This is a genomic window from Bradyrhizobium sp. Crot121, assembly GCF_059512385.1.
The window spans coordinates 45,335-69,245 of the sequence record NZ_JCAMOR010000033.1 but is presented as its reverse complement, the minus strand read 5'-3'; the positions used below and the strand labels follow the sequence as shown (position 1 = coordinate 69,245).

Here is a 23,911-nt window from a genome sequence, read left to right as displayed (position 1 = left end):
CTGACATTCTGACAACTGCTCCACGTCGCGTCAGAGAGCGCGATGAAGAGGAGCGTCGGAATGGCGGAGGCCGCGGTTCAGTCCGCATCATCGGTCGATCAGAACACGGCTGAAGACCGGCCTTGGGTCGGCCGTTCGATCGAACGCGTCGAGGATGCCGCGCTGCTCACCGGGCGCGGGCGCTTCATCGACGATCTCGGCACTCCACCGGGGACGCTGCATGCTGCCATCCTGCGCTCCCCACATGCCCATGCCGATATTGTCTCTGTTGACGCTGAGGCGGCGCGGCATGCGCCGGGCGTCGCCGCTGTCCTCACCGGCGAGCAGGTCAAGGCGCTGACGTCGAGCCTCGTCGTTGGCGTGAAGGCGCCGGTGGAATGCTGGCCGATTGCGACCGAGCGGGTTCGCTATGTCGGCGAGCCCGTCGCCGTCGTCGTCGCGAGCGATCGCGCCCGGGCGGAAGATGCGATCGAACTGATTAACGTCGAGTACCGGCCGCGCGCTGCGGTGGTCGATCCGTTGGCGGCGCTCGCTGCCGATGCGGCTGTCCTGCACGATGGTTTTCCCGGCAATCTCGCCAGCGACCGCAGTTTTTCCTATGGCAATCCCGAGCAGGCATTTGCCGAAGCAACGCATCGCTTTTCAATCGACATCCGTTATCCGCGCAATTCCTGCACGCCGATCGAAACCTATGGCGTCGTCGCCACCTACGATGCGGCTGAGAATGCCTATGACATCCTCGCCAATTTCCAGGGTCCTTTCAGCATTCATACCGTGATCTCGCGTGCGCTGAAGGTGCCGGGCAATCGGGTGCGGCTGCGCACGCCACCGGATTCCGGCGGCAGCTTTGGCGTCAAGCAGGGCGTCTTTCCCTATATCGTTTTGATCAGCGCGGCCTCTCGCGCTGTCGGGCGCCCCGTGAAGTGGATCGAAGATCGCCTTGAGCACCTGACGGCCTCGGTCTCGGCGACCAACCGCGCCACGACGCTTTCAGCCGCGGTCACCGCGGACGGCAGGATCCTCGCGCTCGATTGGGACCAGGTCGAGGATTGCGGCGCCCACCTGCGCGCACCCGAACCCGCAACGCTCTACCGCATGCATGGCAATCTCACTGGCGCCTACGACATCCGCCACGTGAAGGTGCGCAACCGCGTCGTTGTCACCAACAAGACGCCGACCGGCCTCAACCGCGGCTTTGGCGGACCGCAAGTCTATTTCGCGCTCGAGCGCCTGGTGCAGCGGATTGCGATCGGCCTCCGTCTTGATCCGCTCGACGTGATCCGGCGCAATCTCGTTCCGGCGAACGCCTTTCCTTATCGCACGGCGACCGGTGCGCTGCTGGACTCCGGAAACTATCAGGAGGCGATCGCCAGAGCTGTCGAGCAGGGCCAACTCGCGGAACTCAAGGCGCGACGCGATGAGGCGCGCGCGCAAGGCCGCCTTTATGGCATCGGCTTTACGGCTGTCGTTGAGCCCAGCGTCTCCAACATGGGCTATATCACGACGGTGCTTACGGCGGCGGAACGTCGCAAGGCCGGACCGAAGAATGGCGCGCAGGCAACCGCAACGGTTGCGCTTGATCCCGTCGGGGGTGTCACGGTCCATGTCGCATCCGTGCCACAAGGGCAGGGTCATCGCACGGTGCTGTCGCAGGTGGTGGCCGATGTGTTCGGCCTCAAGCCGCAGGATGTTCGCGTCAATACGGAGATCGATACCGCCAAGGATGCCTGGTCGATCGCCTCCGGAAACTATGCGAGCCGGTTTGCGGCCGCCGTAGCCGGGACCGCGAAGTTGGCGGCTGAGCGGATCGCGGTCCGTCTTGCGCGCATCGCTGCGAGCCAGCTGAATGTTGAGCCGGCAGATATCATGTTCGCCGGCGGCTTCGTCGCGTCGAAGCGCAATCTGGAGAACCGCATCGCTTTTTCCAGGGTCGCGGCGCTCTGTCATTGGTCGCCGGGCTCATTGCCTGATGATGCCGGCCAGACCATCCGCGAAACCGTGTTCTGGACGCCGCCGGAGCTGACCCCGCCGGACGATCAGGATCGCATCAATTCCTCGCTCTGCCACGGCTTCATCTTCGATTTTTGCGGCGTCGAGATCGACCGCACGACGTTTGAGACCCGTATCGATCGCTACGTGACCATGCACGATTGCGGCACCATCCTGCATCCGGGCATGGTGAACGGGCAGATCCGCGGCGGCTTTACGCAAGCGCTCGGGGCGGCGCTCTATGAAGAATATGCTTATGCGGCGGACGGCAGCTTTCTGACCGGAACGTTTGCGGACTATTTGCTGCCGACGACGACCGAAGTCCCCGAGCCGCAGATCATCCATATCGAGACACCGTCGCCCTTCACCCCGCTCGGGGCCAAAGGCGTCGGCGAAGGCAACTGCATGTCGACGCCGGCGTGCATCGCCAATGCCGTTGCCGACGCGCTGGGCCTTGCCGACGTCACGCTGCCGCTGGTGCCGGCGAAGCTCGCCGATTTGGTGCGTGGTCCGGAGCCCGAACCGCCGACGGGACAATCGAAGGCGGCGCCTGCACGCGAAGGAGACCGCCGGCTGCGCGGCGAGGGCCGTGCGTCCGTCAACGGGGCGCCGGAGCAGGTGTGGACGATGCTGCTCGATCCCCAGACGCTGCAGGCTGTGATCCCCGGATGCGAGCAGGTCCACAAGGTTTCCGACACGCATTTCCGCGCCGACGTGACGCTCGGCATCGGTCCTGTCAGCGGACGTTATCGCGCTGACGTCCAATTGTTTGATCTCGACCCGCCCCGCGCAGTCACGCTGCGTGGAAAAGCGGAGGGGGCACTCGGTTTCGGAAACGCCGAAGGTCGCATCACGCTCGAGCCCGACGGCAAAGGCGGCACACAGCTCAGCTACAGCTATGACGCAGCGATCGGCGGCAAGGTCGCGAGCATCGGCGGCCGCCTGCTCGACGGCGCCACGCGCGTGATCATCGGACAGTTCTTTGCGGCACTTGCGCGCCAGGCCGGCGGTGGGGCGCCTGCAAGTGGCATCTCGATGTTTGCGCTGCTCGCCAAGCTTGCGAGCCTGTTTGGAGGGCGACGATGAAACCAGCCGCCTTCGACTATGTCCGCGCCGAATCCGTCAACGAAGTCCTTGAGGGACTTTCGAAAGAGGGCGGCAATGCCCGCGTGCTCGCCGGCGGCCAATCGCTGATGGCGATGCTCAATATGCGCCTCGCCAAGCCGAGACTCCTGATCGACATCATGCGGCTGAAGGAGCTCAACCGCATCGAGGAACAGGCGGGAGTGGTGACGATCGGCGCCGGCGTGCGCCAGGCCGCCTTGCTCGCATGGCCGGAACTGGCGCGGACTCAGCCGCTTCTTGCGCAGGCGTTGCCCTGGGTCGGCCATGTCCAGACGCGCAGCCGCGGCACCATCTGCGGCTCGCTCGCACACGCCGACCCGAGCGCCGAGATGCCGCTCGCGCTGATCGCCCTCGGCGGCGAGGTGCATCTGCGCAATGCGCGACGGCGCCGACGGGTTGCAGCGACCGAGTTCTTTCTTGGCATGATGGCCACTGCGCGGGCGGAAGACGAACTCATTGAAGCCGTATCGTTTCCCGCTCGGGCCGGCGAGCGATGCGCGTTCCGCGAAGTCGCCCGCCGTCACGGTGATTTCGCCATCGTGGCCTGCGCGGCGGTTGCGACCTCGAAAGGTGTCCGCTTTGCCGTTAGCGGCGTCGCCGATGTTCCGCAGGCGCGGGACTGGCCGCGCCTGGACGGAAGTGCGCTCGACGACGCGCTGAACGGCTTTGCCTATGAGCTCGACGCGCGCGATGACGTGCACGCGACCGCGCGCTATCGCCGCGATCTGGTGCGGATCATCGGCCGCGATCTGGTGCGCGAGGTGCTGCAATGACCCGTCTCAGCGCCGATGGCCGTCATCCGGTTCGCTTCAAGCTGAACGGCAGGCCGGTTGAAGCCGAAGCCGAGCCGCGCATGCTGCTGTCCGACTTCCTGCGCCAGCAGATTGGCGCAACCGGAACCCATGTGGGCTGCGAGCATGGGGTTTGCGGTGCCTGCACGGTCATTATCGACGGCATGCTCACGCGTTCCTGCCTGACGCTGGCGGCACAGGCCGATGGTTGCGAGGTCCAAACCGTCGAGGGGCTTGCCCCGTCGCCCGACCGGCTCGGCATCCTGCAACAAGCGTTCCGCCGCAACCACGCTTTGCAATGCGGCTTCTGTACCGCCGGCATCCTGATGTCGCTCGACCATTATCTGCGCCGGCATCCGGCGCCAAGCGAAGCCGATATCCGCGATCTCCTGAGCGGCCATCTCTGCCGCTGCACCGGCTACACCCCGATCGTAAAGGCGGCGCTGGAAGCGGCCGCCGAGCTCGCCACCACCACCCAAGAGAAGTCAGATGCTTGATCTCGGCAGCAGTTTTATTGCAAGCGTCGCGCGTGATCCGGATGCGCTTGCGATCGTCGACGGCGAGCTTCGCCTCACCTATCGCCAGTGGTACGGCAAGATCTCGGCGCTCGTAGCATCGTTCGATCGCATCGGGCTGAAGCCCGGCGATCACGTCGTCACCGTGCTGCAGAACCGCTGGGAGGCTGCGACCCTGCACTGGGCTTGCCAGTTTGCGGGGCTGGTCATCACGCCGATCAACTGGCGTGCTAAGGCCGACGAGCTCGATTTCTGCATCGAGAATGCGGAGGCCTGCGCGGTCTTCTATCAGGATGTCTCCGCCGACGCCGTGAGAAACTCTACGCGCGCGGCCGGCTTGCAACGCATTGCGGTCGGTATGAATGCCGACGGAGATCTGGCTTTCGCGGACATGGTGGAAGGCGACGCTCCTGATGCCCGGCCTCGGGTCGGCGCCGATGCATGGTCGATCATGCTCTACACTTCGGGCACGACATCGCGACCAAAGGGCGTGCCGCGCCACCATCGTGCCGAGCGCGCGGCGGCAATCGCGCATGTCGCGCAAAACCTCTATGGCCGCAACGAGCGTACGCTCGGCGTGATGCCGCTCTATCACACCATGGGTGTGCGCTCCTTGCTCGCGATGTCGCTGATCGGCGGCACCTTCATTTGCCTGCCGCGCTATGACAGCCGCCAGGCGCTGGCTCTTATCGAGAGCGAGAAGATCAGCAATCTTTATCTGGTGCCAACGCTCTACCACGATCTCGTTCACCACGAGGCGTTCTCGGCGACCGACGTATCGAGCGTGCGAAAACTCGGCTTTGCCGGTGCCTCGATGACGGATGGATTGCTCAAGAAGTTGAGCGAAGTGTTCAAGCCGGACCTGTTCGTCAATCATTACGGCAGCTCCGAGATCTACACCTTCACGATCGATCAGAACGCGCCGGCCAAGCCCGGCTCGGCCGGCAAAGCCGGCATCAACCAGCACATCAGGGTGGTACGGATCAACGCTCGTTCGATTGCCGAACTTGCCGCACCGGGCGAAGAGGGCGAGATCATCGCCTCGCTCGCCGGCGACGAAGCATTCGAAGGCTACTGGCGGCGGCCCGAGGCCGATGCCAAGGCGCTGCGCGAGGGCTGGTATTTTACCGGAGATACCGGGTTCATCGATTCCGACGGCGACCTGTTCGTGACCGGCCGCGTCGATGACATGATCATCACCGGCGGCGAGAATGTGTCGCCGGTGGAAATCGAAAGCTGCCTCTCGCTGCATCCCGCTGTCTCTGAAGTGGCAGTCGTCGGTCTCGCCGACGAGAAATGGGGCAAGATCGTCGCCGCCTTCGTCAAGCGCAACCGATCGGTCTCCGAGGCGGAGCTCGAGCAGTTCTGCCGTACCTCCGGTCTTGCCAATTTCAAGCGCCCGCGACGCTACGTCTTTGTCGATGCCATTCCAAAATCGCCGGTCGGTAAACTTCTCCGGCGTCTGCTCGTCGCAGGAGAATACGAAGCAGAGCGCCTGCCGCCCTCGGATGCGGCCTGATCACACGACACCAACGAAAGGAAAACTACATGCCATCCCCGTACACCTTTGCCGATCCCCGTCTCGCCAAGCTCGATGGGTTCAAGGTCGAGATCGACGAGGCGCATGAGCGCGCCGACATCATACTCGGCCGGCCGCCCTATAACGTCGTCTCGATGCCGCAGCGCGATCAGCTACGGCTGACCTTCGAGACGCTCGACGAAGATCCGCGTGTTCGCGTCATCGTGTTGCGGGGCGAGGGCGACCATTTCTCCAGTGGCGGCAATATCGGCGGCTTCATGGAAGCGAGCCCGGAGCACGTATCAAAACTGGCCTGGAATATCGCGGCGCCCGCACGTTGCGCCAAGCCGGTGATTGTCGCCAATCGCGGCTATTGCTTCGGCGTCGGATTCGAGCTGTCGCTCGCCTGCGACTTCCGCATCGCTTCCGAAACCACGCAATACGCCTTGCCGGAGCAGAAGCTCGGACAGATCCCTGGGTCGGGAGGATCGGCACGTCTGCAGAAAATGGTCGGTATCACCCGCACCAAGGACATCGTGATGCGCTCCAAGCGGATCTCGGCGAAGCAGGCGCTGGAGTGGGGGATTGCGACCGAATGCGTGCCGGACGCCGAGCTTGAGAAGGCGACGGACCGGCTGGTCGACGAGCTGCGCACCTTCTCGCCTTTGGCGCAGCGTACCGCGAAGAAGCTCCTGAACGACACCGAAGACTCGACGCTCACGATCGCGATCGAGCTCGAGGGCCATTGCTACAGCCGGCTGCGTCAGTCCGAGGACTTCAAGGAAGGCGTCGAAGCCTTCAACGCCAAGCGTCCGCCCAAGTTCGTCGGGCGCTGACGACAAGGAAGACGACTAACAACGCCGCGGACGGCGGTCAGCCGCCGCGGCAATCTTCGACGGGGAGGGAAATATGGCTGAGATGGACGTGTCCGTCCCGAATGTGCGGACGTCGGCAGACAATCGACAGATGGTCAACGCGATCATTGCCTCGGTGCTCGGCTGGGCGCTCGATCTTTTTGATTTGTTCATTCTGCTCTATGTCGCGCCGGTTGTCGGCGCATTGTTCTTTCCATCGAGCAATACGGCGCTGTCGCTGGCCGCAGTGTATGGATCGTTCGCCGTCACGCTCCTGATGCGGCCGCTCGGCTCGGCCGTATTCGGCCATTATGCCGACGTGCACGGACGCAAGCGCGCCATGCTGGTCGCAATTTTCGGTGTCGGCATCAGCACGGCTGCGTTCGGCTTGCTGCCGACGATCGCCCAGGTCGGCGTGATCGCGCCAATCATCTTCCTGATCCTGCGCCTGGTGCAGGGTGTATTCGTCGGTGGGGTGGTGGCCTCGACCCATACCATCGGCACGGAATCTGTGCCCGCAAGTTGGCGCGGGGCGATGTCCGGCCTGGTGGGTGGCGGCGGCGCCGGGATCGGCGCGTTGCTGGCGTCGTTCGTGTTCCTGATCACCTCCTCGATCTTTCCCGGTGAGGCCTTCGCGGAGTGGGGCTGGCGCGTGATGTTCTTCTCCGGCCTGCTGAGCTCTTTGCTCGGCTGGTTCATCTTCAAGAACCTCGAGGAATCGCCTTACTTCAAGGAACTGAAGCGGCAGCAGAAGACACGTAAGGCAGAGGCGTCCAAGGCTCCGGTTAAGGAGATTTTTTCGGGAGAGTACCGCAGGATCCTGCTGCTCAATATCCTGATCACGTTCGGCGGTGGAGCGGGCTATTATCTGACCTCCGGATATCTTCCGAGCTTCTTGAAGATCATCAACGCGGTCCCGAACCAGACCTCGTCGCTGATCCTGATGGGCGCCAGCGTCTCGTCGTTCTTCTCGGCGGTTCTGATCGGATCGCTGAGCGACAAGATCGGGCGGAAGAAGACCTTTCTCCTGGTCGGGGCAGGTGCCATCGTGCTGCTTCCGCTGTGCTATCTGGGCCTTGCCGCGACGAAGGACATCACGCAGATCACGCTCTATGCGCTGGCGATCGCCTTCATCGGCAATGCCGGCTATGCACCGGTGCTGATCTTCCTGAACGAGCGCTTCCCGACGGCTGTGCGCGCCAGCGGTACAGGGCTGTCCTGGAACATCGGCTTTGCGCTCGGCGGCATGATGCCGACCTTCGTGTCGCTGGTGAGTGCCGGCGCCGCGCAGATTCCGACATCGCTCGCCATCTTCTCGGTTGCGGTCTTCGCGATCTACCTGATCGGGGCAATCGTGATCCCAGAGACCAAGGGCGACTTCAAGTGAGGACTAGTGGCGGCGCGGTCGGGCCGCGCCGCCACGATCGAAAGTTAGGTTCGGATATTATGTCTCTTCATGCTCTCAATCTGATCGACGGCGTCTGGCAACCGGCATCCTCCGGTGAAACGGTGCCGAGCATTGATCCTTCCAATCAGGCGGTGGTCGGCCGCGTCGAGGCCGGCGGAAAGAAAGACGCGGAAGCGGCGGTATCGGCCGCACGCGGCGCTTTCGAGCGCGCGGGCTGGTCGCAGAATCCGCGGCTTCGCCAGCTGGTCATGCTGAGATGGGCGGACCGGATGGAGCAGCGCGGCGCGGAACTGGCGCGCCTTCTCACGCTGGAGAACGGAAAGCCGCTTGCGCAGTCGCGCGGCGAGATCGAGGGCAGCGTCTCGGAGATACGTTACTACGCGGGATTGACGCGTCATATCCCCGGACACGTTCTCGAGGTCGAACCGGGTACGTTCTCCACGATGCTGAAAGAGCCGGCAGGCGTCGCCGGCCTGATCATCCCGTGGAACGCACCCGCGGTGTTGCTTATCCGCGCGTTGACGCCGGCCCTTGCCGCCGGGTGCACGGCGGTGATCAAGCCCGCGCCGCAGACGGCATTGGTTACTGCCGAGATCATCAAGTGCCTTAGCGACGTCGAGCAGCTTCCTGCCGGCGTCGTCAATCTCGTCAACGAGCAGGGGCACGAGGTGGCGGAATATCTCGTCACTTCGCCCGAAGTCGACGTGCTCAGCTTTACCGGCTCGAACGCGACCGGGCAACGCATCATGGCTGCGGCTGCGCCGACCATGAAGAAACTGTCGCTTGAGCTCGGCGGGAAGTCGGCCTGTCTCGTCTTTGAAGATGCAGATATCGCGACCGTGGCACCAAAGCTCGCTGCCGCTGCGACCATCATCTCCGGACAGCAATGTACGGCGGCGCGGCGTGTTCTGGTACATGCGTCGCGTTATGAGGAGATGAAGGCAGCGCTGCGGTCCTCTCTCACAAACCTGAAAATCGGCTCCGGCCTGTCGGCAGAGACGAACATGGGTCCGTTGATCGATGCGGCGTCGCTTGCCGCAGTCTCGCACAGGATCGACGATGCGATGGCTGCAGCGGACGAGGTTGTCCTGCGTGGCGGACGGCCGAACGGAGATCTGGCCAAGGGATTCTTTCTGACGCCGACGCTGGTTGCGCATCGCGATACTTCGGGATTCTTCGTGCAGGAGGAGATCTTCGGCCCGTTTGTCGTTCTGGAGAGGTTCGAGGATGAGCAGGAGGCGGTTGTCCGCGCCAATCACAGCGAATACGGCCTCTCTGCCAGCGTCTGGACCCACGATGGCGCGCGCGCGATGCGCGTCGCACGTGCTTTGCGCAATGGCACGGTGTGGATTAACGACCATAACAGGCTGTTTGCCGAAGCGGAAACCGGTGGATACCGCCGCAGCGGACTAGGCCGGCTGCACGGTTACGATGGGCTGATCGACTTCCTTGAGATCAAGCACATCTATCAGAACTGCGGCACTGTCTAGCTAGCGGCCGCTACTGACGCCTATCGGTGACCGGCAGGCAGCGCGTCACGCGATAGGTGAACAGGGCCGGATTCCGGATCGGTCGGATGGTCAGCGTGTGATCAAAAAAAGTGCAGTGCGCCCTGTTTTCACTTGATTCTGGCGATGGTGATTTCCGCTCGCTGGTCGAAGCCGTACAGCGCCGTGGCGTGCGCGTGACAGTTGTATCCACCATCAAGAGTTATCCGTCCATGGTCGCTGACGAGCTGCGTCGTCAGGCTGACGTTTTTCAGGACCTTGATGAGATGCGAGCATTGATCGGTCGCGACTAGTACGAGCGCCCCGCTCAACGGAAGCCCGCGGAGCGACCGGCCCAGTCCGATCGATTCCGATCAACCGAGTGAGTCAGTTTACACGGCGCTCGCGATTGTCCCAGAACGGCTTGCGCAGCTCGCGCTTCAGCACCTTGCCGGCGCCGGAAAGCGGCAGAGGCGCCTCGGTGATCTCGATGCTTCGCGGGCATTTGTAGCCCGCGATCAGCGTCTTGGTGAACTCGATCAGCTCGCCGGCGGAGACTTCGACGCCGCTGCGCTTGACCACGACCGCATGGACCTGCTCGCCCCACTGTTCGCTCGGGATGCCGATGACCGCGCATTGCAGCACCGAGGGATGCTGCGCCAGCGCATTCTCGACCTCGATCGAATAGACGTTCTCGCCGCTGGAGATGATCATGTCCTTCACGCGGTCGACCACATAGATGAAGCCGTCCTCGTCCACATAGCCGCCGTCGCCGGTGTGCATCCAGCCGTCGACGATGGCTCGCGCGGTCTCCTCGGGCCGTTCCCAATAGCCCATCATCACGTTGTCGCCGCGCACGACGATCTCGCCGACATTGCCCGAGGGCACCGGCCGGTCGTTCTCGTCGACGATACGCACTTCGCAGCCAAGGCTGGCGCGGCCCGCGCCGCGGTGGCGACCCTTCTTGCGTTCCTCGCCGATATGCTCCTTCCAGTGCAGAAGCGTCGCGATCGGCGACAGTTCGGTCATGCCGTAGGCCTGCGTGAACTGAACATGCGGCAGCGCCCGCGCGGCGCGGTCAAGCACCGCCTCGCTGATGGGCGATGCGCCATAGACGATGTTCTTGAGCGAGGACAGGTCATAGCTGCCGATCGCCGGGTGATCGACCAGCATCTGGATCATGGTCGGCACCAGCAGCACATCGGTGACACAATGGCTCTGGATCGCGGCCGCAACGGCGTCGGGCGTAAAGCCCTGGATGATCACATTGGAGCCGCCGGAGAGGAGCAGCGAATACATCGCCGCTCCGTTGGCGAGATGGAACATCGGTGCGGCATGCAGATAGACCGAGCTTGCCGGAAACAGCCCTTCACCGAGCGCATTGAGGGCATTCGCCATCAGATTATGGTGGCTGAGCATCACGCCCTTGGAGCGCCCCGTGGTGCCGCCGGTGTAGAAGATGCCGGCGAGATCCTTGCTCTCGCGCATGCTGTCGGCGACCGGCTCGCTCCTCGCGATGACGGCCTCATAGCTCTCGGTGTCCGATGGCGCATCGCCATCGTCGGCAAGGATCAGCTTGAGTCCCGGGATCGCCTTCGCGAGCTGCGCGCCGGTTGGCGCAAACGCCTTGTCGACGAACAGGACGCTGGCGCGGCAGTCGCGCAGCGCATCCTCATTCTCCAGCGCGCTCCAGCGGATGTTGAGCGGCACGATCACCGCGCCGGCCCAGCCGACCGTGAGATAGAGCTCGAGATAGCGGTCGGAATTGAGCGATAGCACCGCGACGCGATCGCCATCGGCGACGCCGCGCGCCCGCAAGCCTCCGGCGAGTCGCGCGACCCGTTCTCCCACGACGCGCCAGGTGCGTCGTCGCTCGCGGCATACAGTGGCCAGTCCATTCGGGTTGATCTGCAGCGCCCGCCGCAATCCGTGGGTGATGTTCATTAAGACGCTCCTCCTGTGCGTTTCTTCCCTTGTGCCTTGCGCCTTGTTTGGCGCCGCAAGGGCGCGCTCGGCGTCTTTTGTTCTGAGTTGTGATTGGGAATTGCGACCGCAGCCAAGCCTTCGGTCAGCCGGGCCGTGAATTCGTCGGCGATGTCGGTCGGCGACGATGTGCCGTCGCGCCGGTACCAGTGCCCGATCCAGTTCAGCGCGCCCGCGATCGCGAAAGCAGCAAGCTTCGGATCGCAGCGCTTGATCGAGCCGTCGGCGATGCCGCTCGAAATATACTTGCGGAATGTCGCATCGATCCGTTTCTTGGCGGCGCGCGCGATGCCGGCATCCTTCTCGGCAAGATCGCGCAGGTCGAAGCGCACCAGGCTCGCGCCGAAATCGGTCGCCATCAATTCCGCATAGGAATGCACCAGCTTGCGCAGCTTGATGAGGCCCGAACCGCCGCCGGCATTGATCTCGGTGATGACGCTGTCGACGAGATCTGCGCCCATCGACCAGCACTCGAACAGGATCTCGTGCTTGCTGCGGAAGTAATTGTAGAGCGCGGGCTTGGTGATGTTCAGCCGCTCGGCGACGTCATTCAATGTCGCGCGGTGATAGCCCTGCTCCAGGAAAAGCTGCACCGCCGTGCGCAGCACCGCCTCGCGCTTCTCGTCGCGGGCGCGGCGCCGGCTTTCGAATGGCAGCCAGGGGGAAGACGGCAGGGTGGGGGATCCTGAATCCATGCTCGGACGCGTTGACTCCAGGTGACGGCAGGCTGTAATCTTACCCATGGGTAAGAAAAAGTCCAATGGGTAATTTATTCGGAGGAAAGCGATGTCCGAGGTAATCGTCGCCGGTGTCGGCATGATCCCCTTCGCCAAACCTGGCGCCAGTGCGCCCTATCATGCGATGGGTGCGGAGGCGACGAAGCTGGCGCTGGCTGATGCGGGGCTCGACTACAGCGCGATCCAGCAGGCCTATGTCGGCTACGTCTATGGTGATTCCACCTGCGGGCAGCGCGCGCTCTATCAGGTCGGAATGACCGGCATTCCGATCTTCAACATCAACAACAACTGCTCGACTGGCTCGACCGCGCTGTTCATGGCGCGGCAGATGATCGAAAGCGGCGCGGCGGATTGCGTGCTGGCGGTTGGTTTCGAGCAGATGAAGCCCGGCGCGCTCGGCAGCGTCTACACCGACCGCCCGAGCGCGTTCGAGGAATTCGACGCGGCGGCGGACCGGCTGATCGACGTGCCCGGCATTCCGCTCGCGCTGCGCTATTTCGGCGGGGCGGGCCTTGCCCACATGCAGAAATACGGCACGCCGCTCGACGCTTTTGCCAAGGTGCGCGCGAAAGCGAGCCGCCATGCGGCGAACAACCCGCTGGCGATCTTCCGCAAGGAGGTCACCGCTGATGCCGTGATGAACGATCAGGTGATCTGGCCTGGGGTGATGACGCGCTTGATGGCCTGCCCCCCGACCTGCGGTGGCGCGGCGGCGGTGCTGGTGTCGGATCGGTTCGCCGACAAGCACGGCATTGCCAGGACGGTGCGGATCGCCGCACAGGCGATGACAACCGACACGCCCTCGACCTTCGGCGCCGGCGACATGATGCGCCTGGTCGGCTACGACATGGCGTGCGCGGCAGCAAAGCGCGTCTACGATAGCGCGGGCATCGGGCCTGAAGATCTCGACGTGGTCGAACTGCACGACTGCTTTGCCCACAATGAGCTGATCACCTATGAGGCGCTGGGGCTCTGCGGCGAGGGCGAGGCGGCGAAGTTCATCGACGACGGCGACAACACCTATGGCGGCCGGATCGTGACCAATCCCTCCGGCGGGCTGTTGTCCAAGGGCCATCCACTCGGCGCTACGGGTCTTGCACAGTGCTACGAGCTGACGCGGCAGCTACGCGGCATGGCCGGCCCGACGCAAGTCGAGCGCGCAAAGCTAGCGCTGCAGCATAATCTCGGCCTCGGCGGCGCCTGCGTCGTCACGCTCTATCAGAGAAATTGATACCGACTATGGTCGATCAATCCGCCGTGGGCCGGCACTTCACGCCTGTCACCGCGCGCGCGGAGCCGGGTCGGCTGCGCTACTTCCTCGATACGCTTGGCGAGACCAACCCGGTCTACCGCGATGAGGCGGCTGCGCGCGCGGCGGGGTTCGCAGCAACGCCGGTGCCGCCGACTTACCTGTTCTGCCTGGAAATGATGGATGCCGCAGAGCCGTTCGAGATGCTGACGGCGCTCGGCATTGATCTCGCCCGCGTGCTGCATGGCGAGCAGAGCTTCGTCTACCACGCGCCGGCCGTGATCGGCGACCTCCTGACCTTCCGCCCACGGGTTACAGCCGTCACCGAGAAGAAGGGTGGCGCGCTGACGCTGGTCGTCATCCAATGCGAGGTGACCAATCAGGACGGCGTGCATGTCGCCGACACCGCGCGCACCGTCGTGGTGCGCAACCAGGTGGCGCCATGACGGAAATCGGCGAGATCAGAATCGGCGACCGCCTCGTCCACAAGACGTTCCCGCCGATCACCCGGCATACGCTTGCGCTTTATTGCGGCGCTTCAGGCGATCACAATCCGATCCATGTCGATATTGATTTCGCCAGGAGCGCCGGATTCCCTGACGTGTTCGCCCACGGCATGCTGGTCATGGCCTGTCTTGGCCAGGCGGTGACGGATGCGGTGCCACCGGCGCGGCTGCGCGCGTTCGCGACGCGGTTCGTGGCCATCACCCAACTCGGTGCGCGGCTGACATGCGAGGGCACCGTGGCCGAGTTGTTCGAGGAGAACGGCGAGCGCAGAGTCAGGCTCGCACTTACCACCAAAGACGAGCGCGGCGAGGTCAAGCTAGAAGGCAGCGCCGTCATCGCGCTCTAAGGAGGACATGCTCATGGCAAGGCTGCAAGGCAAGATCGCGCTCGTCACCGGCTCCGGCCGCGGCATCGGGCGCTCGATCGCGCTCAAGCTTGCGCGCGAGGGCGCGAAAGTCGTGGTCAACGATCTTGACGCCGAGCCGGGCGATGCCGTGGTGGCGGAGATCAAGGGGCTTGGCGGCGATGCGGTCGCAGTGAACGGCAGCGTCGCGGAGGCAGGCTTTGCCGACCGCTTTGTTGGCGCTGCGCTGGAAAGGTTCGGCGGCCTCGACATCATCGTCAACAATGCCGGTTACACCTGGGACTCCACGATCCAGAAGATGACGGATGAGCAGTTCCAGGCGATGCTCGACGTGCACCTCGTGGCGCCGTTCCGCATCCTGCGTGCCGCCGCCGAACCGATCCGGGTGTTTGCCAAGCAGGAGGCGGAGCAGGGGCGCGAGGTGTTTCGCAAAATCGTGAACATCTCCTCCATCGCCGGCCTCTACGGCAATGCCGGGCAGGCGAGCTATTCCTCGGCCAAGGCCTCGCTGGTCGGCCTGACACGAACGCTGTGCAAGGAATGGGGGCGCTACAAGGTCAACGTCAATTGCGTCGCCTTCGGCCTGATCAACACCCGGCTGACGCAGCCGATCGAGGCGCAACAAAAGACCATTGACGTCGCCGGCCATGAGATCAAGGTCGGCGTACAGCCGCAGATGCTGGAGATGATGGCACGAATGATCCCGCTCGGTCGCGGCGGTACACCTGAAGAGGCAGCGGATGCTGTCTATCTGTTCTGCAGTCCGGAATCCAATTATATCAGCGGCCAGGTCGTCGTTGCCGGCGGCGGCCTCATCGTCTGAGAGCAGGGGGTTTCATGGAATACCGATCGTCCTGGATGACCGAGGAACTGGATACGTTCCGTGACCAATTCCGGAAATTCCTGGCCAAGGATCTGGCGCCGCACGCTGAGAAATGGCGCGACCAGAAAATGGTCGACCGCTTCGCCTGGCGCGCGCTCGGCGAGATGGGGGCGCTCTTGCCCAGCGTGCCGGAGGCTTATGGCGGGTTAGGGGCCACCTTCGCCTATGATGCCGCGGTGCTCGAGGACCTCGAGAGCACAGTGCCGGAAGTCACGACCGGCGTCTCCGTGCACAGCGCCATCGTCGCCCACTACATTCTGAACTACGGCTCCGAGGAGCAGAAGAAGCGCTGGCTGCCGAAAATGGCGACCGGGGAGATGGTCGGCGCGATCGCCATGACGGAGCCGGGCACCGGCTCAGACCTGCAGAACGTCAGGACCACGGCGAAAAAGCAGGGTAATTCCTATGTCATCAATGGTCAGAAGACATTCATCACCAACGGCCAGGCCGCCGATCTCGTCATTGTCGTCGCGCGCACCGGGGAAGTCGGCGCCAAGGGCATTTCGCTGATCGTGGTCGAGACCGCGGGTGCGGCTGGCTACCGGCGCGGACGCAACCTCGACAAGATCGGGCTACACGCCTCCGATACGTCGGAACTGTTCTTCGACAACGTCACCGTGCCGCCGGAAAACCTTCTCGGGCCCGAGGAAGGTCAAGGCTTTGTGCAACTGATGCAGCAATTGCCGCAGGAGCGGCTGGCGCTGGCAGTCGGAGCCGTCGCCTCGATGGAGCGTGCGGTCAAGCTGACCTCGGATTATACCAAGCAGCGGACTGCGTTCGGCAAGCCGCTCCTGGACTTCCAGAACACCGCCTTCAAGCTCGCCGAGCGCAAGACGGAGGCGATGATCGCGCGCATTTTCGTCGACTGGTGTATCGAGCGCCTGATCACCAAGGACCTCGATACCGTCACCGCTTCGATGGCCAAGTGGTGGTGCTCGCAAAAGCAGGTCGAAACCGCCGACGAATGTCTGCAACTGCACGGCGGCTACGGCTACATGCAGGAATACCCGATCTCCCGCATGTTCGTAGATTCGCGGATCCAGAAGATCTACGGCGGCACCAACGAGATCATGAAGCTCTTGATCGCGCGGTCGTTGTAGCGAGCCGATCCTCGATAGGGGGCCGCCCAAGCCGGGTAGGCGGCCTTCGCTGCGGCTACGGCCGCGTCGAGCTGCTGCTTGGAGGCCCTGCGGGCACTGTGCCAGCACTTCCTCCGTCGCGATCCAGCGCCCGTCCGGCGATCAGGGCGTGACGTACATTGCCTTCCCTTGCGCCAGATACTGGAAGAGCTTGTAGCTCATCCAGATATAGCCGCCGCTGCCGTTCCACTGGTGGCCCCAATCCGGGCCGAAGCTGTTCTGGATCAGGATGGCTTGCTGGTCGTCGTCGTAGCCGATGATGAGCATGCAGTGGCCGACGAGCTTGCCGTCCGGACTCTTGTCCTTGTTGAAGGGGCCGGTCATCGGACTCGGCGAGGTGCTGCTGTAGCTCCCGAAGCCCTCGTTCAGCGCGGTGCCGTAGCAGAGCGCGCCGCCATTGGCGATCACCGCCTTGATGGAATCGAGATCGGACGTGTCTACCATCGCCCAGCCGGGAATCTGGAAGCTCGCGTCGACCGTCGCGTTCGCATCATAGCTCGACCAGAGCTCGGGGCAGCTCGGATAATATGGCGCCGTTGCCCAGTTTGGCGTTCCTGCCTGGGTCAGAAGGTTGAGATAGGAGTCGAGCCGCGAGCCATTGCAGGTGCTGACGCCGTAGCTCTTCATGACTTGGATATAAATGTGGGCCGGGCTCGCCTGCAGCGGCGAGGTCGACGGCGATTGCTTCGACGCGGCAGCGGCGGTGAAGGTGGCAAGACCATAGGTCGAGGCCCACGCAGCGCAGCTGCCGGGACTGCCCTGGTGCTGCGCCGTGCCCTGCGCCTGCGGTGGCGGCAGATAGTCGGGATTGACGGTTGCAGATGTGGGGAGCGCTCCGGTGAACGCTGGCCGGATCGAGCGCCCGGTCTCGGCGGTTGTCGGATCGTACCCTGGATTGAAGACAGCGTTGAGAGCAGCTTCCTGCGTCGACATGAAAACCTCCATTGTGTGATGTGGAATGATCGGGACGAGACCGGGCGGTCATGCCGTCCGGCGGGGTCTTGCGGCCGGCGAATCCGTCATAATGATACGGCTTCCGCCGTCTTGCGCTGGGCCCGGCTTTGGCTCGTCGCCGCGCCGATCCCGAGCGCCGCGGCGAGGCTGGAGCCAAGCGGCGAGCCGAGCCCGCAGCAGGCGTTCCAGGGCTTACCGGCCGAAAATGAGATGTTCGAATCGGGCGGTCCGTTGTCGCCCTCGGTAATCGGCTTGCAACACTCGGTGCCGCCGAGCTGCAGCTCATAGAGCCGTGGGTTGAGATAGCCGATTGGCATTCCCCCATTTCCCTCCACGAGCAGCGCCATCAGGGCCGCCCACATCGGCGCCGCCGCGCTCGTGCCGTAGCCGACATCATAGCTGCTGTTCGCAGCCGCATTGCTGGCCACGTCCGGCATGCCGCGGCCGGATGTCTGCCCCTCATTGAACGGCGCCGGCAGAGTGAGCGTCTGCTGGAAGTCAGGGACCGGAAACAGCATGCTGATGCCGCCTCCGGTCGCGCGCTTCTGTCCGATCTCGGCCATCTCGTTCCACACCACCTCGCCGTTCAGGATGCGCTGGTCGCCCTGCTGCGAAAGCACGAGCTCGGTCCCGCCGCAGGCGAGGCAGAACGGCGAGGATGCCGGAAACGCGCAGTTTTGCTTGTAGGTGCCGCCACGATTCAGATTACCAGGTGCGCCAAAGTCGCCGGAAGCGACGCACACGGTGACGCCGAGCAGGCCCGCGATGGCGAACAGAAAATCCACGCATAGCGCTGTCTGTGTGGACCAGGCCGATTCCGGCTGGCCAAGGCTGATCGACATGACGTCGCAGGGGTGCTTCTCGTTCTCGAGTGCCGCGATCAGGGTGTCGACCCACGGGTCGGACGAGTAGCCGTAGTCTTGGACGATGCTGTAACCCACGAGCGTCGCGCCAGGCGCGACCGCGCCGGTGAGCTTGAGATCCATCATTGCTTCACCGTTGAGTTTTGACGGCTCGGGGTCCTCCGGCGTGTTGGGCGGCCCCCATTCCGGCACCAGGACGATGGTCACGGGGCCGACGCCAAGCTTGGTGTAGTAGGCTTGGATCTTGGCGAGGTCGACCTTGAGATTCTGCTCGATGAAGGCGACGGTGGCGCCGCGGCCGATCAGATCCTGGGGATATTGATAGTAGTCGAACGCGACCGTGGTCGGCAGATTGCCCTTGAGTGAGGGCGGCTCGATGAAGTCCGCGGCGTTCGGCTGGGCGGCGATCCGGGAGAGATCGTCGAGGCCGAGCACGGCGCGCACATAAGGTGCGAGCGCGGCCGGCAAGCGCAAGACGCCTTCATAGGCACGCAGGACGAGGTCGCCGTAGCGATAGCGGCCGATCGTGACGCCGAAGGCGCACGCGAGAGCGCCGGCCTTGCCTTCGATGGTGACGAACAGGCCGCCCAGCGCGGTTCGGCTCAAGGTGAAGCCGTGCTCGTGACAGAAGGCTTTCACCGCGGCGAGCGCCTCGGGGGCAGGCATCACCTCGTCAGCCAGCGCGCCGCGCGCGAGAAACGTGCGGCCTGCGATTGGCTGCCGGCCGAGCGCGCTCGCTCGCGCCAGCAGAGCCTCGTCGCCGCAGCGCGGTACAAGCCGCAGCGTGGCGCGCAGCACCTGATCGGGATCGGCCACAGCTTCGCGGGCCTGCAGCAGATGCTTCGGCAACCCGCTATCTTGAACAATCGATAGGTCTCGATGATCCGTCATGGTTGTCAGGCTCCATTTCGATGAAAAACCGTGTCGGGATCGCGATGGTGCGATCTTTGGCCTCACGGGCAGTGCGGGACTTTGTCCGGCGTCGGGAATGTCGAGGGCATCGCCGCGATGCCGCGCAGCTCGCCGAGCAGGATACGCCCGCTGGTCGTGATCGCGTCGCCCGCGCCGCCGCTGGTGTTGCCGAACACGAACACGCCGACCTTGTGCGTGGCATCGAAGGCCATGTAGGTCTCGTAGCCCTCGAAGCCGCCGTTCTTGTCGAAGTAGTCGTTGGACAGTTGCCAGCCGAGCCCCATGGACAGCACGTTGGACGGCGGGTGGACCTTCTGGGTCTGTCTCATCGCCAGGCCAAGATGTCCCTCCGGCGGACTGATTTCGGCCTCCAGGAACGTCAGCATGTCGGCGAGCGTCGACGACAGCGCGCCGGCGCCGAGCCCCGCCGAAGTCAGCACCCAGTCCGGCGGCTTGACCGCCTTATAGGACGGCGGCAGGCTCGTGGGCGGGACATAATTGTAGCCTTGCGCGACCTTCGCCTTCACGGCGCTGTAATTGACCTGCGTCAACGTCATGCCGAGCGGCGCCGTCACGCGGTCGACCACAAGCGCCGGCCAGTTCTGGTAGGTCGCGTCCCAGTTGAACGCGCTATTGCCGCCAGCATAGGCATGCGACAGCAGCACGCCGAGAAGCGCGAAGCCCGGATTGCTGTAGACCCAGTGTCTGCCGGGCGCATAAGGCGGCGTGAAGTCGTTCAGGAATGCGCCCAGCGACGAGAGAGGATAGTCGCCGAACGCAGGCCGCTGCCCGCATACTGGGGTCGGGAATCCGGCGCTGTGGGTGGCGAGGTGCCAGAGCAGGATGTCGCCGTGGGGCTGTTTCAGGATGATGTCGGACGGCAGCAGATCGGTGACGCGGGTGTCCTGCGTCGCCGAGGTTTGCGACGCCGCGAGCGCCAGAAGTGTCGCCGTGAAGACCTTGGTGTTCGAGCCGATGAAGACCACGGTGTCGTCAATCGAACCGGTGCCGCCCTCATGCAGGTCGACCTGTCCGAACCGGAAATAATAACGCTGGCCGGCGACCGTCACGCCGACCAGAATTCCGACGGACTTCTTCGGCTCGGGGATCCCGAGAGGTGCGACAAGAGGTGAAAAGATGCGATCGACTATTGTCCTGATTCCATTCGCGTTCTGCATCGCAGTTCTCCAGTCGCGTGCCAGCCTCAGACGCTGAGGCGACGTATCTGTTGCAGTTTAGGAAAACGCCGTCGCCGCGAGTGCCTCCGACGCCGTGGCGCCACTTGCGAGAAACCGGAAGGTCATCGGCACAATCCTTCTGTTCGGCGACTTGCGTCGCCGGGAGCCGGAGAACTTTGTAAGGTCGTTGCGCTTGAGTGCTTCGGTTGGCGCTATTCAGCGAACAACTTTAGATCATCGCCGATGATATACCACTACCCTTTAGGGTGGTCGCGCAGACAATCGGGCTGCACAACTTATGGATGGTAACGTAGGGAGATGGGATTCAAAGAAAATATATACCGAATGCTTTCGTAGTGGCACGCTATAGGGTCTGTTGCCTCGCTAGCTGCCGGTCGATGGAATCACCTCCCCCTTCATTCGGTGTATCCGCAATGAAGGTCGCGTTTTCATCTTTTCTGGTTCAAGCCCGCAGTTCAGCTTGTGCCCTACCTGATCTGCGATTGAAACTGGCGATGCTTGAACGCCGTCAGCGCGACGACGATCACGCAGCACAGCGCGTTGAACCCGTTGGTCAAGCCGAGCGTCATGTCCCCGAGATTGGAAAACGAGTAGACGGCCGTTGATCCGTTCGCGGCAGTCCACAGAAACCAGGTCGAATAGGAAATGGCCGAGGCGCCATTGGTATCATGCGCGATCCTGTAGATCTGCGGCAGATAGGAAATGACCCGCAGAGCGTTGAAGACCGTAAACAGGTAGTACGTTACATCCGAAAACATCATTCGTGCACCCGGCTCTTGTTCGATCTCAACGAGAGCTCTTCATGAACGCTCGGCCCGCTTTGCGGTGCGCCGCTCGTCGATCGCTGTACTTTCGAAATTTTAGCCAACTCTGCTACCGGATCATGACGTGCTGCAGACTGAGCGGCTACATCGGTAACCGAGACGCACCGCCGCTTAAGGTGCGCGATACATCCTGCGCGCAGCGGCGTCGCGCTAGCCGTCTTCAAGGCCGCAGATGCCGGGGTGGAATGCGCTTGACATAACAAAACTATGCCGTATCATTTTTGGGAGTCTGGGATGATGAGCGGAGCTTCCCGCCCAATCGGCTTGGCGCTCCTTGCTAAGCTCACGCGGTCTTTACCCATAACCAGTGGATAGTTGAAGCCGAGTTCAGCCAGCACATGGTCAACTGCGATATTGAGCTGGTTCGTACAGTCACGTCAGTGACCAGGTCACGAGAACCGGTGAATGATTACCTGCATTCTCCTCAACAATAGCCGCCGCGCATGAGACTCAGCATTCCATTGCCGTTTTCGGTGCTGCTCCTTGTTTTGCTTTCTCTCCAGGAGGCTATCGCGCACGCCATCGTGATCAAGTCGTCGCCCGCGGCTGACGCGGTTGTGCCTGCTGGCAATGTGCCGGTTCATCTGCAGTTCAACAGTCGAATTGATCGCGATCGTTCGAAAGTGACGCTGATCGGCGCTGGTGGGACAGAGCAGCGGCTCGCACCGGCGGCCGATTCGCCACCCGACGCGCTGGATGCGGAGGCAAAAGGTCTCAGCCCTGGTGCTTGGCGTCTGCGCTGGCAGGTGCTGAGCGTCGACGGGCACATCACGCGCGGCGATATTCGGTTCACCGTGCGATAGCCGTGTCGCTCTTTCTCGACATATTCGGCTACCTGTCCGTCGTTCTGCGGGGTCTGATTCTCACGAGCCAGACTTTCACGCTCGGCACGCTTGCCTTCCTGCTTGTGCTGCTGCAACCGCTCCAGCCCTGGCTTTCCGTCGAGAGCGCCAAGATTGGCAGCCACTGCCGGACTTTTCTTGTTATCAGCTCCTTCCTCCTGGGCATCTTCACGCTTTGCTCGCTCGTACTTAACGCGCTCGCGCTTGTCGGCACGCTCGAGCTGTCGTGGGCGGAGGCGGCCGGGGCCGGTTTCGTACGAGCGGACCTCGTGATCGCCGCTTGCGCCTTCCTCATTGCTCTCCTCGCAAGGAGGTCGTGGACAACGTCACGACTTCTCTTTCTTGTCGGCCTCGCCGCCGTGATCTTGATCGCGCAGCTTTCGGTCACTCACGCGGCGAGTCGTCTCGAACTGCGATGGCCCTACCTCGTCGCGGGCGGGCTGCACATGCTCGGTGCCGCGGTCTGGATCGGAGGCCTGCCTTGCTTCCTGATCGCGCTCAACCTCTGTCAAGATCCGGTTGACTGGAAGCTGATCGGGCGGCGCTATTCGGTGATGTCGATGGCATCAGTGGGCGCCATCCTCGTCGGCGGCACCGTGATGTCGATCGGCTATATCGGCTCCTTCGAGGCGATCTACGGCACCGCCTATGGCGTCATGACAAGCGCGAAGGTCTGTCTGCTGCTGATGCTGCTCGCCCTGGGCGCCTTCAACTTCTTCACCGTCGACCGGCTGCGCCGCGATGCGTCAACACCGATCCTCCGACTGAAGCGGTTCGCCGAAGTGGAAATCGGCATCGGTGCGGCTGTGCTCTTTGCCGCCGCCTCCCTGACGTCGCTGCCGCCGGGCATCGATCTGGCGCAGGACCGGGTGAGCTGGTCCGAGATCGTCGAGCGGTTTACGCCGCAATTCCCGATCCGCCTGTCAAGCCCTGATTACGACAAGCTCACCGTCGCGGAATTGCAGGCAAAGATTGCTGCGGCCGATGCGCAGCGGACAACGGCACCGCTGGCCTATGTCCCAGGCGAAGGCACGATCCTGCCCCGTAACGCCGCGGATGTCGCCTGGTCGGAATTCAACCACCATTGGGCGGGGATATTCGTCGTCCTCATCGGCCTTCTCGCCCTGATCCAGCATTTTCGTTGGGGCCGGTGGGCAAGGCATTGGCCGCTGCTTTTTCTAGCGATGGCAACGTTTCTGTTCTTCCGTGCCGACGAGGCGGCGTGGCCGCTCGGACAGTTCGGCTTTTTCGAATCGCTGCGTGATCCCGAGATCGCACAGCATCGCATCTTCGTGTTGCTGATCGTCGTGTTTGGTCTGTTCGAGTGGCGCGTGCAGGTCGGCGGGCTCAGGAACAGCAAGGCGGCGCTGGTGTTTCCTCTGACCACCGCGATCGGCGGCGCACTGCTGCTCACCCATTCCCATGCCATCGCCAACATCAAGGACCAGCTCCTGATCGAGATGAGCCACACGCCGCTGGCGCTATGCGGAATCCTCGCCGGATGGGCGCGCTGGCTGGAGCTCCGTCTCGACGGCAAGGCAAGCCGCTTCGCCTCCTGGATCTGGCCCGTGGCATTCATTCTGGTCGGGCTGATCCTGCTCGATTATCGGGAGGCTTGATCCAAACGTCGGTTAACGTTTCGCGGCCATCGGTTGCTTGGCAAGGCGCCGTGTTCGAATAGACTAGACCTAACTGAGATGACTTGACGGCGCAGCATCGGCCGGGGAGTTATCTTGCAAACTGGGTCTCGCGGGACGGAGCCGAGCC

At 63.3% G+C, this 23,911-nt stretch carries 20 protein-coding genes and 1 pseudogene; 15 read left to right on the top strand and 6 right to left on the bottom strand.

Going from position 1 to position 23,911, the window contains the following annotated elements:
* The first annotated feature begins 60 nt into the window (after window positions 1-60).
* From AC5ZGW_RS25985 to AC5ZGW_RS25950, 8 genes and pseudogenes are all read left to right on the top strand, one after another.
* Complete coding sequence (locus tag AC5ZGW_RS25985; protein ID WP_130225006.1) at window positions 61-3,075, top strand: xanthine dehydrogenase family protein molybdopterin-binding subunit; 3,015 nt, start codon at window positions 61-63, stop codon at window positions 3,073-3,075.
* Window positions 3,072-3,887: an FAD binding domain-containing protein gene (locus tag AC5ZGW_RS25980; protein WP_130225007.1), complete on the top strand. Its 816-nt coding sequence runs from the start codon at window positions 3,072-3,074 to the stop codon at window positions 3,885-3,887. Before AC5ZGW_RS25985 ends, AC5ZGW_RS25980 begins: the two co-directional genes overlap by 4 nt.
* Window positions 3,884-4,402, top strand: coding sequence for a (2Fe-2S)-binding protein (locus AC5ZGW_RS25975; protein WP_130225008.1), 519 nt, complete (start codon window positions 3,884-3,886; stop codon window positions 4,400-4,402). Before AC5ZGW_RS25980 ends, AC5ZGW_RS25975 begins: the two co-directional genes overlap by 4 nt.
* Complete coding sequence (locus tag AC5ZGW_RS25970) at window positions 4,395-5,939, top strand: AMP-binding protein (RefSeq protein ID WP_130225009.1); 1,545 nt, start codon at window positions 4,395-4,397, stop codon at window positions 5,937-5,939. Before AC5ZGW_RS25975 ends, AC5ZGW_RS25970 begins: the two co-directional genes overlap by 8 nt.
* A gap of 29 nt (window positions 5,940-5,968) precedes the next feature.
* Window positions 5,969-6,775 carry an enoyl-CoA hydratase/isomerase family protein gene (locus tag AC5ZGW_RS25965; protein WP_028165737.1) on the top strand — a complete coding sequence of 269 codons (807 nt, stop codon included), beginning with the start codon at window positions 5,969-5,971 and terminating at the stop codon, window positions 6,773-6,775.
* A gap of 73 nt (window positions 6,776-6,848) precedes the next feature.
* Window positions 6,849-8,180 (top strand): MFS transporter, encoded by a 1,332-nt coding sequence (locus AC5ZGW_RS25960; RefSeq protein ID WP_130225010.1) that lies wholly within the window; start codon window positions 6,849-6,851, stop codon window positions 8,178-8,180.
* 59 nt (window positions 8,181-8,239) lie between these two features.
* The gene (locus tag AC5ZGW_RS25955) at window positions 8,240-9,691 is read left to right on the top strand and encodes an aldehyde dehydrogenase family protein (RefSeq protein ID WP_130225011.1); all 1,452 of its coding nucleotides are present in this window, start codon (window positions 8,240-8,242) and stop codon (window positions 9,689-9,691) included.
* A 131-nt stretch (window positions 9,692-9,822) separates the two neighbouring features.
* A pseudogene (locus tag AC5ZGW_RS25950) lies at window positions 9,823-9,999 on the top strand (NYN domain-containing protein); the annotation flags it as partial.
* 76 nt (window positions 10,000-10,075) lie between these two features.
* On the opposite strand, the gene AC5ZGW_RS25945 reads toward AC5ZGW_RS25950, so the two are convergent.
* Both AC5ZGW_RS25945 and AC5ZGW_RS25940 read right to left on the bottom strand, forming a co-directional pair.
* Window positions 10,076-11,632, bottom strand: a complete 1,557-nt coding sequence (locus tag AC5ZGW_RS25945; RefSeq protein ID WP_130225012.1) for an acyl-CoA synthetase — start codon at window positions 11,630-11,632, stop codon at window positions 10,076-10,078.
* Window positions 11,632-12,366: a TetR/AcrR family transcriptional regulator gene (locus AC5ZGW_RS25940; RefSeq protein ID WP_130225013.1), complete on the bottom strand. Its 735-nt coding sequence runs from the start codon at window positions 12,364-12,366 to the stop codon at window positions 11,632-11,634. The genes AC5ZGW_RS25945 and AC5ZGW_RS25940 overlap by 1 nt, the downstream gene beginning before the upstream one ends.
* A gap of 91 nt (window positions 12,367-12,457) precedes the next feature.
* Here AC5ZGW_RS25940 and AC5ZGW_RS25935 point away from each other — a divergent pair, with 91 nt between their 5' ends.
* Genes AC5ZGW_RS25935 through AC5ZGW_RS25915 form a run of 5 tightly spaced genes read left to right on the top strand, consistent with a single transcriptional unit; the run spans window position 12,458 to window position 16,511 of the window.
* Window positions 12,458-13,639, top strand: a complete 1,182-nt coding sequence (locus AC5ZGW_RS25935) for a lipid-transfer protein (RefSeq protein WP_130225014.1) — start codon at window positions 12,458-12,460, stop codon at window positions 13,637-13,639.
* Between the two features lie 8 nt (window positions 13,640-13,647).
* A complete protein-coding gene (locus tag AC5ZGW_RS25930) occupies window positions 13,648-14,103 on the top strand; it encodes a MaoC family dehydratase N-terminal domain-containing protein (protein WP_130225015.1) in 456 nt (151 codons plus the stop codon).
* The gene (locus AC5ZGW_RS25925; protein ID WP_130225016.1) at window positions 14,100-14,510 is read left to right on the top strand and encodes a MaoC family dehydratase; all 411 of its coding nucleotides are present in this window, start codon (window positions 14,100-14,102) and stop codon (window positions 14,508-14,510) included. The genes AC5ZGW_RS25930 and AC5ZGW_RS25925 overlap by 4 nt, the downstream gene beginning before the upstream one ends.
* Before the next feature lie 13 nt (window positions 14,511-14,523).
* Window positions 14,524-15,351: an SDR family NAD(P)-dependent oxidoreductase gene (locus AC5ZGW_RS25920; protein WP_130225017.1), complete on the top strand. Its 828-nt coding sequence runs from the start codon at window positions 14,524-14,526 to the stop codon at window positions 15,349-15,351.
* Window positions 15,352-15,365: 14 nt separating this feature from the next.
* A complete protein-coding gene (locus AC5ZGW_RS25915) occupies window positions 15,366-16,511 on the top strand; it encodes an acyl-CoA dehydrogenase family protein (protein ID WP_130225018.1) in 1,146 nt (381 codons plus the stop codon).
* A gap of 141 nt (window positions 16,512-16,652) precedes the next feature.
* Here the strand turns inward: AC5ZGW_RS25915 and AC5ZGW_RS25910 are convergent, their stop codons facing one another.
* The 4 genes from AC5ZGW_RS25910 to AC5ZGW_RS25895 all read right to left on the bottom strand — a co-directional run bounded on the left by AC5ZGW_RS25910 (window position 16,653) and on the right by AC5ZGW_RS25895 (window position 21,239).
* On the bottom strand, window positions 16,653-17,483 hold the full coding sequence (locus AC5ZGW_RS25910) for a C1 family peptidase (RefSeq protein WP_165435123.1): 831 nt from the start codon (window positions 17,481-17,483) through the stop codon (window positions 16,653-16,655).
* A gap of 86 nt (window positions 17,484-17,569) precedes the next feature.
* Window positions 17,570-19,258, bottom strand: a complete 1,689-nt coding sequence (locus AC5ZGW_RS25905; protein WP_130225020.1) for a S53 family peptidase — start codon at window positions 19,256-19,258, stop codon at window positions 17,570-17,572.
* A 62-nt stretch (window positions 19,259-19,320) separates the two neighbouring features.
* A complete protein-coding gene (locus tag AC5ZGW_RS25900) occupies window positions 19,321-20,457 on the bottom strand; it encodes a serine hydrolase domain-containing protein (protein WP_130225021.1) in 1,137 nt (378 codons plus the stop codon).
* A gap of 488 nt (window positions 20,458-20,945) precedes the next feature.
* The gene (locus AC5ZGW_RS25895) at window positions 20,946-21,239 is read right to left on the bottom strand and encodes a hypothetical protein (protein ID WP_496113983.1); all 294 of its coding nucleotides are present in this window, start codon (window positions 21,237-21,239) and stop codon (window positions 20,946-20,948) included.
* Window positions 21,240-21,745: 506 nt separating this feature from the next.
* On the opposite strand from AC5ZGW_RS25895, the gene AC5ZGW_RS25890 reads away from it, so the two are divergent.
* Complete coding sequence (locus tag AC5ZGW_RS25890; RefSeq protein WP_130225023.1) at window positions 21,746-22,105, top strand: copper resistance CopC family protein; 360 nt, start codon at window positions 21,746-21,748, stop codon at window positions 22,103-22,105.
* 2 nt (window positions 22,106-22,107) lie between these two features.
* Window positions 22,108-23,763, top strand: a complete 1,656-nt coding sequence (locus AC5ZGW_RS25885) for a CopD family protein (RefSeq protein WP_130225024.1) — start codon at window positions 22,108-22,110, stop codon at window positions 23,761-23,763.
* Window positions 23,764-23,911 lie beyond the last annotated feature (148 nt).